The organism is Pseudohongiella sp. O18, assembly GCF_021729085.1.
Lineage (GTDB): Bacteria > Pseudomonadota > Gammaproteobacteria > Pseudomonadales > Pseudohongiellaceae > Pseudohongiella.
Genome location: NZ_JAJSAR010000001.1, coordinates 1,454,488 through 1,465,634 on the forward strand (window position 1 = coordinate 1,454,488; position 11,147 = coordinate 1,465,634).

General features: G+C 55.4%; 14 protein-coding genes. 9 read left to right on the forward strand and 5 right to left on the reverse strand.

What is annotated here, in order from left to right:
• Positions 1 to 26: 26 nt before the first annotated feature.
• Positions 27 to 929, reverse strand: coding sequence for a polyprenyl synthetase family protein (locus LVD14_RS06365; protein WP_411268256.1), 903 nt, complete (start codon positions 927 to 929; stop codon positions 27 to 29).
• Between the two features lie 2 nt (positions 930 to 931).
• Positions 932 to 1,192 carry an exodeoxyribonuclease VII small subunit gene (locus tag LVD14_RS06370; protein WP_237133194.1) on the reverse strand — a complete coding sequence of 87 codons (261 nt, stop codon included), beginning with the start codon at positions 1,190 to 1,192 and terminating at the stop codon, positions 932 to 934.
• Between the two features lie 145 nt (positions 1,193 to 1,337).
• Between LVD14_RS06370 and LVD14_RS06375 the strand changes: the two genes are divergently transcribed.
• The 7 genes from LVD14_RS06375 to LVD14_RS06405 all read left to right on the forward strand — a co-directional run bounded on the left by LVD14_RS06375 (position 1,338) and on the right by LVD14_RS06405 (position 7,004).
• Positions 1,338 to 2,417, forward strand: coding sequence for an MJ1255/VC2487 family glycosyltransferase (locus LVD14_RS06375; protein WP_237133195.1), 1,080 nt, complete (start codon positions 1,338 to 1,340; stop codon positions 2,415 to 2,417).
• A 64-nt stretch (positions 2,418 to 2,481) separates the two neighbouring features.
• Positions 2,482 to 3,285, forward strand: coding sequence for a hypothetical protein (locus tag LVD14_RS06380; RefSeq protein WP_237133196.1), 804 nt, complete (start codon positions 2,482 to 2,484; stop codon positions 3,283 to 3,285).
• On the forward strand, positions 3,286 to 3,975 hold the full coding sequence (locus tag LVD14_RS06385; protein WP_237133197.1) for a 2OG-Fe(II) oxygenase: 690 nt from the start codon (positions 3,286 to 3,288) through the stop codon (positions 3,973 to 3,975).
• 232 nt (positions 3,976 to 4,207) lie between these two features.
• Positions 4,208 to 4,588, forward strand: coding sequence for a hypothetical protein (locus LVD14_RS06390; RefSeq protein ID WP_237133198.1), 381 nt, complete (start codon positions 4,208 to 4,210; stop codon positions 4,586 to 4,588).
• Positions 4,589 to 4,775: 187 nt separating this feature from the next.
• Positions 4,776 to 5,654 (forward strand): hypothetical protein, encoded by an 879-nt coding sequence (locus LVD14_RS06395; protein WP_237133199.1) that lies wholly within the window; start codon positions 4,776 to 4,778, stop codon positions 5,652 to 5,654.
• A gap of 252 nt (positions 5,655 to 5,906) precedes the next feature.
• Positions 5,907 to 6,356 (forward strand): DUF6152 family protein, encoded by a 450-nt coding sequence (locus tag LVD14_RS06400; protein ID WP_237133200.1) that lies wholly within the window; start codon positions 5,907 to 5,909, stop codon positions 6,354 to 6,356.
• Positions 6,357 to 6,563: 207 nt separating this feature from the next.
• Positions 6,564 to 7,004, forward strand: a complete 441-nt coding sequence (locus tag LVD14_RS06405; protein WP_237133201.1) for a hypothetical protein — start codon at positions 6,564 to 6,566, stop codon at positions 7,002 to 7,004.
• A gap of 5 nt (positions 7,005 to 7,009) precedes the next feature.
• On the opposite strand, the gene LVD14_RS06410 is transcribed toward LVD14_RS06405, so the two are convergent.
• From LVD14_RS06410 to LVD14_RS06420, 3 genes are read right to left on the reverse strand one after another with little or no spacing between them, the layout of a single operon-like run.
• Positions 7,010 to 7,552 (reverse strand): hypothetical protein, encoded by a 543-nt coding sequence (locus LVD14_RS06410; RefSeq protein WP_237133202.1) that lies wholly within the window; start codon positions 7,550 to 7,552, stop codon positions 7,010 to 7,012.
• A 14-nt stretch (positions 7,553 to 7,566) separates the two neighbouring features.
• Positions 7,567 to 8,244, reverse strand: a complete 678-nt coding sequence (locus LVD14_RS06415; protein ID WP_237133203.1) for a HupE/UreJ family protein — start codon at positions 8,242 to 8,244, stop codon at positions 7,567 to 7,569.
• Positions 8,244 to 8,759, reverse strand: coding sequence for a hypothetical protein (locus tag LVD14_RS06420; protein ID WP_237133204.1), 516 nt, complete (start codon positions 8,757 to 8,759; stop codon positions 8,244 to 8,246). The genes LVD14_RS06415 and LVD14_RS06420 overlap by 1 nt, the downstream gene beginning before the upstream one ends.
• 189 nt (positions 8,760 to 8,948) lie before the next feature.
• Between LVD14_RS06420 and LVD14_RS06425 the strand changes: the two genes are divergently transcribed.
• On the forward strand, positions 8,949 to 9,992 hold the full coding sequence (locus tag LVD14_RS06425) for a hypothetical protein (protein ID WP_237133205.1): 1,044 nt from the start codon (positions 8,949 to 8,951) through the stop codon (positions 9,990 to 9,992).
• Between the two features lie 115 nt (positions 9,993 to 10,107).
• Positions 10,108 to 11,145: a Fe(3+) ABC transporter substrate-binding protein gene (locus tag LVD14_RS06430; RefSeq protein ID WP_317622681.1), complete on the forward strand. Its 1,038-nt coding sequence runs from the start codon at positions 10,108 to 10,110 to the stop codon at positions 11,143 to 11,145.
• Positions 11,146 to 11,147 lie beyond the last annotated feature (2 nt).

Here is an 11,147-nt window from a genome sequence, read left to right on the forward strand (position 1 = left end):
TGCATTTAATTGGATCAGATGTCAATTCAGTACGCTCGCTGAGTGACATAGTCAGCAATCGAGCTGAGCATGGTGGTGTCGCCCGGAATCGGGCTTAAGGCGTCCTTGGCCGCCTGAATCAGGGCGGTTGCCTTTTCCCTGGCACCATCCAGCCCCAGCAGGCTGACATAAGTGGGTTTGTTCAGAGCGATATCAGCACCCTGTTTCTTGCCCAGTGTGCCGGTTTCGGCGACGACATCAAGCACGTCATCGTGCACCTGAAACGCCAGTCCGATGTTGCGGGCATAGACCTGCAGAGCTTCCATTATCTGAGGTGCCCGGCAGCCAGCGCTAAGCGCGCCCAGCTCTACGCTGGCGCAGATCAGTGCCCCGGTTTTCAGGCGGTGCATTGTCTCCAGTTCGGTCTGGGTCAGCTGTCGTCCCACCGCGCCCGTATCCAGCGCCTGGCCCGCAATCATTCCATAGCAGCCACTGGCTGCCGTCAGGATATTGATCATGTTCACCACGGTGACCGGATCACTGCCTTTGTGTTCACTGAGAATCTGTATGGCCAGGCTTTGCAGGGCATCGCCCGCGAGGATGGCTGTGGCCTCGTCATAAGCCTTGTGCAGTGTGGGTTTGCCGCGGCGCAGGTCATCGTTGTCCATGGCGGGCAGGTCGTCGTGAATCAGCGAGTAGCAATGCATCATCTCTACGGCGCAGGCTGCGTCATCAGCGGCTGACATGGGTGCGCCGAGCGCGTTGGCAGCGGCGTAGGCAAGGCACGGGCGTATGCGCTTGCCACCCAGCAATGTGCTGTAGCGCATTGCTTCCACCAGGCGGGGCGGCATGGCGGTAAGCGCGGCCAGGCGGTTTTCCATCTGCTGGTCACAGCGTTCACGGCACTGCTTCAAAAAGGAGTTCAGTTGATTGGCTGCTGGAGTGCTCATTCTCAGTCCCGGGTCTCCACTGCATCGTTGTTGGCAGTGGCCAGCGGCTCCAGCTTGACTGGATCGGCATCGGGGTTGGTTAATACCTGCACTCGCAGCTCGGCCTGCTGCAAAGCCTGCTGGCACTCACGTGTCAGTCGGATGCCTTTTTCGAAAGCGGCCAGTGAGTCTTCGAGCCCCATGTTCCCTTCTTCCATCTGGTTGACCAGTGTTTCCAGTTCGGCCAGGGTCTGCTCAAAAGCCAGGGGTTTTTGGTCCGACATCACGGGCTCCTTTGCGCTTAAAGCTGCCAATTATCGGCGCTACGCAAGGCGAAGGCAATCGCCAGCCGCTGCGCCAATCATACGCCTGTCACAAACTCTCCATACACTTGTCACATCTCGGGACAGATGAATTGGAAATTTGACTATGAGCCGCATATTGTACGGTGTTTCGGGTGAAGGATCAGGACATTCGTCGCGGGCCATGGAAATCGGCCGTCACCTGCTCGCCGAAGGGCATCAACTCAAGATGGTGACCTATGATCGTGGGCTGAAAGCGCTTGCCGGTGAATTTGACTGTTTTGCTATCGAAGGGCTACACATTGTCAGTGATGATAATCGTGTGCGGCCATTAAAGACAGTCTGGAATAACCTGCGCCGCGCGCCGCGTGCAGTGCGCCGCCTGGTAACATTGCGCCGAATGATCCGCGAGTTTCAGCCGGATGTGGTGCTGACTGATTTTGAACCGACCAGCGCCTGGCTGGCATGGTTCTTCGATCTGCCTCTGATCAGTCTGGATAATCAGCACCGTATGCGGTACATGAGCTATGAGTCACCGCCGGGGCTGTCCTGGTCACGCCGCATCACAGAGACCATCATCAAGCTGATGATTCCTGCGCCTGATGCCGCGCTGGCCACCACCTATTTCTTCGGCGAGCCGCGCAATGACCGGACCTTTCTGTTTCCGCCAATCCTGCGCCGTGAAGTTCTTGAATGTCGGCCCTACCAGGGCGGTCACCATCTGGTATACGTAACCAGTGAATTCACTTCTCTGTTGGGTCTGCTGCGCCAGTTCCCGGAACACCAGTTTATTGTCTACGGCAGCAGTCAGCAGGGCGAGGATGCCAACCTGACATTCAGGCCGTTCAGTGTTGATGGTTTTCTGCGCGACCTGGAGTCGTGCCAGTCAGTGATCGCGACAGCCGGCTTCACGCTGATCAGTGAGGCGCTTTATCTTGGCAAACCTTATCTCGCGCTGCCAATGCAGGGGCAGTTTGAGCAACAACTGAATGCCTTCTGCCTTGAGCAGCTAGGTTATGGCATGAGTGCTGCGCCGGCTGGCGTGCGTCAGCTGGCACGCTTCTTTGACAATCTGCCGGCACTGAGCGAGTCCGCGCAGCGTTATGCGGACAGCCAACAGATAACTGATGTGGCACAGGCCAACCTGGGTATTCGCACGAAACTGGACGAACTGCTCGGTCAGAGGCTTCAACAGCTCCATCGTTGACCACTTCGGCAGTGCGCAGTATGCTGGCGCTCCTGTCAATCGGGGTCAATTTGCCGGCATATTCATGGACAATAAAAACGATAATCGTCTCAAAGACAGTCTGCGCGGTTTTGATCGTCAGGACTGGCGTATTCAGTTCGGACTGGTCGTCACACTCATCTGGTTGTTGCTCGGCACCCTGTACATGACCGTCAATGTTGGCTGGTCACGTTTCGCCACCTTACCGATCGAAGATATGGGCAGTTTTCTGGAAGGGGCGTTCGCACCGCTGGCCTTCCTCTGGCTGGTCATTGGTCTGTTTATTCAACAATCCATTCAGGCGCAGAACAACCGCGAGCTTTATCACAGCAATATCGTTTCTGCCCGGCAGGCGGAAGCTCTGGCAGCCAATGAGAAAAATGCCCGCCAGGAAACTTTTTTCAAGATCGCTGATAATACCCGGAGACAATTGGGCGGCATTTCCGGTCTCTTGCTCCAGTCCTGCAAGGGCCCCGCGGGTGACGGCTCGTTAAGCGAAGCTGAAATGATGGAAATGTGGCATCATTTCGCGACAGGCGACTTCGAGGTGTTCTCGCGCCGATTCCTGATCCTTGCCGGACGTGGCGAAAACATGGGGCCACTGTTTTATGGCACCCAGATTCGCACCACCCATACCGAGAATTTCATCGTGAACTTTGACCGATTGCTGAAGCTGGCGCGTGATTGTGATGTCAACAATATCATCACCGATGCCCAGCTGCATTCTGCCCACGGCCTGCTAAGCTCGCGAATGAGAGAGTTGCATCCCCGCATAAAGTTCCGTCGCTATGAATTGACGCGGACCAGCGACTACCTCGGCCAGATCATGAAGAACAGCCAGGAAGCGTAAATGTCCGCATTGATTAATGAAGTGGTCGGCAACGAAGCGTTGCTGGCCGAACAGCTCGTGTTTGAACAGATTGCTGCTGACCTGGTCAGTCAATCCTGGTCTGTGGTGCTGGATGGCTTGCCTCCGGCGGTCGCGCAGCCTCTGTTTCAGCAGGTGCGCGATCTGAATGACAGCGACTTTGACCCGGCAGGTATTGGCCGCAGCCAGGACCATGTGCACAACAGCTTTGTGCGGCGTGACCAGGTGCGCTGGATTGATGGCGCAACCATGGCGGAGCAAGTCTGGCTGGATTGGGCGCAACGCCTTCAGACCTATCTGAATCGACGACTGTTTCTGGGTCTGTTTTCTTTCGAATCGCATTTTGCCCATTATGGCCCCGGTGACTTCTACAAAAAGCATCTGGACGCATTCCGTCCGAATGGTCTGGAGCGTGGTGCGCGTAGAGAATTGTCTCTCGTCACCTATCTTAACCCGGGCTGGGAGTCCAGCGATGGCGGGGAGCTGGCCATTTACGATGCCGCTGGTGAGCAGGTCGTGCGACGTGTGTCGCCGGTTTACGGCACGGTTGTTGTCTTCTTGAGCACTGAGGTCCCGCACGAGGTATTGCCTGCGATGCGCGATCGTTACAGCCTGGCTGGATGGTTCCGCGTTAACGGCAGCGTTGCCGACCGTCCTGATCCGCCGCAGTAAGCAATTTTCCTGGCCTCATACAGGACGTTTGTGTCGGTCATGTCGTAGCACGCTGCGAGATGTCAGGACTCTTGCGACCAGTGGTGGTATTGCTGCGATCAGTCCTCACTGTAACCCACTCATTCCTGCAGGGCTCCATGTTAGCTTATGGATGGTCATTTCTGAGCGCAAAGTTCAGCGATGGTACCAATCCACAACGTGTGAAAAATCTCACCGCTTTAAGGAGTTGTATATGTTACAGATGAAGCGTCGCGCTATCGTCACGTCAGTCAGTGCTATTGCTCTGCTCACCAGCTTTCTGGTCCCTGTTGCTTACGCTGATGTAAGTGGCGACTGGAATTTTGCAGTTGAAATTGCCGATGTGGGCAGTGGCAATGCCAGCGTCACCATGCAGGAGGCTGCAGATGGGTCCATTACTGGCACCTACTCAGGGCAGCTTGGAAACACCGATTTTACCGGCAGCTCAGAGGGCGACAACTTTGAGTTTGTGTTGACCAGCCAGATGGGCTCAGTCACTTACTCAGGGGAACAATTGCCCGATGGCACGCTGGCCGGCAAATTGAACCTCGGCGGCATGGGTGAGGGGACATTTACGGCGACCCGTAAAGAGTAGCAACCGACGGGATTGACCGGGTCCCTGACCGAGCTTTGCACCCATCCCCCTGCGGTAAGCTGCCGACATGCTTGACAGCAAAAAATCGAAGTGTTTATATCGGCTGATTACACGGGGGAGGTGAAAAACCATGCTTAACGGGTTCAAAAAATTACAATTATTATCCGCAGCAGTGGCCGTCAGCGTTATGGCTTGTGCTCCACAGGAGTCGCAATCGCCTGGCGCGACACAGTCAGGGACCAATACCGCAGCTGCTCAGGGCAGCGCTGCCGAGAGCGGCATCCCGCGCACGCCGGATGGCAAGCCGGATCTCAACGGCATCTGGCAGGTGCTTTCCAATGCCAACGTCAACCTGGAGCCAGCACCACCACAATCCGCTTTTGCGATGGTGCCAGGTGATTTTGTGCCGGTTCCAGCACCTGAAGTAGTTGCAATGGGCGCAGTTGGCGCGGTTCCGGCCAGTCAGGGCGTCATTACCACTAATGATGGTTACATTCCCTACAAGCCGGAAGCACTGGCGCAACGTGATGAAAACCGCGAGAACTGGCTGCAGCGCGATCCCGAGATCAAATGCTTCATGCCAGGTGTGCCGCGGGCTACTTACCTGCCTCACCCTTTTCAGATTTTTCAGAGTGACAGTGCGTTCTTCATCGCTTATTCGTTTGCGGGCGCTGTTCGAAATGTCTATCTGGAAGATCCCGGTGAGCCGCCGATTGACTCCTGGATGGGGCAGTCCTATGGCTATTGGGAAGGCGATACCTTTGTCGTGGAAGTCTCCGGACTGATCGATCAGACCTGGTACGACCGCGCCGGCAACTATCGTTCCTGGGAATCCAAGGTAACAGAGCGTTACACGATGGTTGATGAAAATGTGATTCAATACGAAGCAACCATCGAAGATCCGCAACTGTACACAGAGCCATGGACCATCGCCATGCCGCTGTACCGTCGACTTGAACAGGACTTTGAGCTGCCGCAATTCAAGTGTGTGGAGTTCGTGGAAGAATTGATGTTCGGGCGCTTCCGTAAAGGCCGTCCGATTGAAGAAATGGTGATGCCGTTCTGATTACTGGGCCCGCGGGTTCTGAATGAATCGGAAGCTGTGGGCACAGTCGTTAAGCAAAGGTTCAGTCATCGTAGGACATACTGACGGAAAGCTGATGGGTCGGAAGCCTGCATGGAAGAGGCAAGTGGCCATTAAAGGCAAATGAGACGGACAGCCATCAATAATCGTCAGGCAGATCAGATTAAACTGGTACTGGTCTGTTATAAACGTTAATATTTTAGCCATGAAGCTAAATAAATAGGGGTGATTATCATGAAAATGAAACTGCTTGTAGCTGCTGTGGCGGTCGTCGGTGGCGTTGCTGCTATGAGTGTGAAGACACCAGCAACTGCTCACCACGCGTTCTCAGCTGAATTTGACGCCAACCTTCCTGTTGCGTTGCGTGGTCCGATCACACGTGTTGAGTGGATCAACCCTCACTCCTGGATTCACCTGCGCCACACCAACGATGATGGTTCTGAGCAGGCATGGATGGCAGAGGGCGGCACGCCCAACACATTGCTGCGTCGCGGTATTACCCGCAACTCCCTGGAAATCGGCACCGAGATTGTTGTGACTGGCTACCAGAGTAAAGACCAGCTGTGTACACCGGCATGCCGCGCCAATGGCCGCGACATTACCTTCCCTGATGGCCGCAAGCTGTTCATGGGATCCTCAGGTATTGGTGCACCGGACGACGGGTCTGACCCGACCGAACAGTAACACCGACCTTATGGCCAGCCAGGTTCTTTGATCCTGGCTGAGTTGTTAGAGGGCAGCCAGTGGCTGCCAAAAGAAGCGTCTGACATTCCGGTTGATCCGGATCAATCAGGCGCTTTTTTTTGTCTGTTAATCTGGCCTGGAGATGAGACAGTGAGTTTTGGCAGGAGTGCTTATGATGGGCGTAAAAGGGAAACAGGAGCGTATCGAATGAGCAAAAGCAAAAGCAGTAAAACGCTTTCATTGTTGCTGGGAGCAGGCGCCATGGCTGCGGCTGTTGCTGGCCTGGTGCAGGCGCAGGCGCCGTCGATGGAGCAGGCACAGGCGACAGCCAGCATGGCGGATTTCATGACGCGTATTGTGCAGCCAACTTCTGACGCGGTGTTTTATATTTCCCGAACGCCACCGGCAGATGATGCAGCCTGGCGTGAGCTGGAGAACAAGACTCTGATGCTGGCCGAGTCTGCCAACCTGCTGCTGATCGCCGGCTATCGGCAGGACACTGAGCAGTGGCTGCAGGATTCGCTATTGATGCGGGACGCGTCAGTGCGTGCCTGGCAGGCGGCGCAGGCACGTGACCTTGATGCGCTGGTCGAACTCAATAACGACCTGTATACGTCCTGTGAAAACTGCCATATGGCGACGCGCTAGCGGTCTTACAGCACCGGTTGCAGTTCGCGATCCATGCTGCTGCCACCACGATACTCGGTGGCGTGAATGTAAAAGCCTGAGGTTTTGAGAGTCAGCGTGACGGTCTCGAAACCCCGGTTTTCCCAGAACCAGCCGTGCATGCCATTAAACGCGGCCTCGTACATGCCCTGGTCAGAGCTGGCATTGCCCTGCAGATAACTCTCATCATAGTTTTCCACGGTGATGTTGTCGGCATGCATGTCAAAGTAGAGCTCGCCCTCGGCTTCCCAGCTGAATACCAGAGCCTGACCAAGATCCATCAGGTACTTGTATTCCAGAGACTGAAATGGCTCCAGAATAAATTCCACTTCGTCACTCTTGTGAATTTCGAGCTGACTGTGCAGAGCGTCTGCTGTGGTGTTGGACATGGTGTCCAGGCCCAGCAGCGCCCCTGTGCGCAGCGGGTCGCGGCCAAACTCGGCTGGCAGTATGACGGCCAGAAACAGCAATAGAGCGCCAAAAAAGGCGCTGCTGATTGCCACGGCCAGTCGTTTGCGGTCATCGCTCATGGAATGTACTCCTGTCAGGCGGCGAGCTGCCAGGCTGCCAATTGATAAAACATCAAAAGGAAGCCTGCAGTCATCAATAAGGTGTTGCTCAGGAAGGCCTGGCGCTGGAAAGACGGGTGCTGGCGCCACAGCATGAACACGATGAAAATCATGAACAGCGCGATCATCTGGCCAATTTCCACACCAAGGTTAAAACTTATCAGGTTGACTAGCAGACCCTCGGGCGCCAGTTGCAGTTCCTGCAGACTGGATGCCAGCCCAAAGCCGTGAAAGAGGCCGAAAACAAACACGGCTGCACGTGTGTCTGGCTTCCAGCGACCCAGGGCCTGAAACGCACCCATATTCTCCAGCGCCTTGTAAACCACAGACAACGCAATAATGGCATCTATGAAATAGGCATTGATGGCGATGTCACCGAGTACGCCTATTATCAATGTGATGCTGTGGCCCGCAGCAAAAAGCGTTACATACTTGATGACATCAAGTGCGCGACTGAGGAAAAAGATGACACCGGCCAGAAACAGCAAATGGTCGTAACCGGTAACCATGTGCTTGGCGCCAAGGTAGATGAATGGCCCTGGCGCGGCTCCGGCATTACTGGCAACAAAGCTGGCGTCGCCGCCGGCAATATTATGGGCGATAGCCAGGGCTGGAAGCAGACAGATTATGGACAGTACAGTTCGTGTCAGCATTACTGCGAAAGACTGGACGGTGCGAATCGGCCTGCGATATCCGGACTGTAGGACTGGTGGCAGGCGGTACAGACGCTGTACAGCTGTGCACCGGTCTGAAAAAACTCTTCTTCATTTTGCTGTTCGGCTGCCTGCATCATGTTCAGGCCCACGGTGCTCATCGCTTTGGAATAAGTCGCCCAACTGTCATTGTCAACGGCGCGACCCGGTAACATCAGGGTATTGCCGATCTCTACAATCAAGGCGGCTCGCTCTTCAGCCTGATGCCAGCCCTCGTCAGTGGTCGGGTAGAGTTCGTAATAACCTTCAATTTCGTCATCAATCCAGCCTGCCGAGCGCCACAGCGAGTCTGCGACCGGTTCCAGGACGTGCGCCATCAGCTCCGGCATGCTCAGGGTCAGTGTGTATTCCGGGCCTGCTGCTGATTCGCTTGCGGAATCGCTGTCGCTGCCACAGGCAGCCAGTCCGGCGGCAAATATCAACACCGCAAAAAATCTCAGGATTCCTGTCATCATTGACTCCCCGGTTGGTCGGAAAAGCTGGTAACACTCAGCTATGCTTGGATGTCCCGATTATGACACATCCCGCCAGTCACGTTACACAGTTTGTCCTGGCAAGCCGTGACTATGACTTGATTCAAATCAACGGCTGGTCTACCTTCACTCCCATAATAACGAAAACAGTACGCCACAGGACGCATGCCCATGACTCGTTTTAACACCCTCAACGCCACTATCATTAATTCAGTGACGCCCTGTCGAAGCCTGCTGGCAGCACTTTTGCTTGCCGGTCCCTTGCTCGGGAACGCAGCAGAAAACACCGCGCCGGGCTATGAACCGCCGCGAACGCCTTCAGGTAAACCTGACTTTCAGGGGGTCTGGACCAATGCCTCGATTACCACCCTGCAGCGTGCAGGCCGTTACGATGAGCTGGTTATCCCTGAGGATCAGCTGGCTGCGGTCACGGCAGCGCATCCGCAGAATGTGCGCCAGGCAACAGACGACAATCTGCAGGCAGGCGAGCTGCTGGACGGGTCTGACCTTGCCATGGGGCGCGGCTACAACGCGTTCTGGATTGATCCGGGTAGCAGTTTTGGCCGGGTGCGCGGAGAATACCGAAGCTCCTGGATCATCGATCCGCCGGATGGTCGAATTCCCTATTCCGAGCAGGGCCAGCAGCTGAGGAGCGAATTCCGGGAAAAATTCAGCAGCAATGATGGTCCCGAGGGCCGTGCGCTGGGCGAACGTTGTCTGATTGGTTTTGGAGGCACCGGCGGCCCACCGATGCTGAACGTTCTTTACAATAACCATTACCGTTTTGTGCAGACCGATGACTATCTGATGATCATGGTCGAGATGAACCAGGATGCCAGAATTATCCCCATCGGTGGCGAGCATCGCCCGCCCGAGCTGCAGCAATGGCTGGGAGACTCGATTGGCTGGTGGGAAGGCGATACGCTGGTCGTTGAGACAGTGAGCCTGCACCCCCAACAGGCCGGCAGCGGCCAGGTCAATCTGTCAGACGAGGGTAAAGTCATTGAGCGATTCACCCGTTACTCCGAAGATCAGATTCTGTACGAATTTGAGGTTGATGACCCGGTCTATTACACGCAGGTCTGGCGCGGCGAGATGAGTTTTAATGCCAGTGATGACCGCATTTATGAATATGCCTGTCATGAGGGCAACTACGGCCTGCCTGGTATCCTGATGGGTGCGCGGCGCGAGGAGGCGGACGCGGCAGCCCAGTAAAAGCTGTCAGCGCAAGAATAATTGCATCGGGATAGCACAAAAGCGCATTCGGTGATTGCAAATGTAAATGAGAGAAATTATCATTTGCTAAAGATATTACCAATTACCGGAGGTTATGATGCGTTCACTGAAGAAGGTGCTGTTATCGTCAACTGTCGCTATGACTGCGCTGGCAGGCTTGCTGACAGCATCGGCGCAGGCGGCCGAGGTTAATGTCTATTCGGCGCGTGAAGAAAACCTGATCAAACCGATTCTGGATCGATTCTCCGAACAGACCGGCATCCAGGTGAACCTCATCACGGCAGGTGCTGATGAACTGACAACACGTATGGAGCTTGAGGGCGTCAACTCGCCAGCAGACCTGCTGTTGACTGTTGATGTGGGTCGTCTGCACCGCGCCAAGGAAATGGGCCTGTTGCAGCCAGTTGAGTCTGACGTGCTGGAACAACGTGTACCTTCGCAGTATCGTGATTCTGAAGGTTACTGGTACGCAGCATCACTGCGCTCACGTGTCATTGTGTACGATAAAGATCGCGTCGATCCTGCTGAACTGTCGACCTACGAAGCGCTGGCTGACCCCAAGTGGCGCAACAGCATCTGCATTCGTTCCTCATCCAATATTTACAACCAGTCCCTGGCTGCATCCATGGTCGCGCATGATGGCGTAGCGGCGACCGAAGAATGGGCGCGCGGTATTGTTGCCAACATGGCACGTCCGCCCCAGGGTGGCGACCGTGACCAGATTGCTGCTGTAGCCATTGGTCAGTGCCAGCTGGCGGTAGTCAACACTTACTACCTGGCCGGCATGATCAATGCGACCAGCGAAGATCAGCGTGAACAGGCTGCCCAGGTATCCGTGTTCTGGCCAAATCAGGATGGCCGCGGCGCTCACATCAACATCAGTGGCGTTGCTCTCAGTCAGCATGCGCCGAACCGTGAAGAAGCGGTTCAGTTGATGGAGTTCCTGGTCAGTGACGAAGCACAGACCTGGTATGCCGAAGCCAACAATGAATACCCTGTTCGTGAAGATGTCCCCGTCAGCGATACGCTGGCAGCCTGGGGTGAATTCAAGGCAGACGATCTTGCCCTGGACCAGCTGGGTGTTCATAATGCCGAAGCCGTGCGACTGATGGACAGAGCCGGCTGGAGGTAACT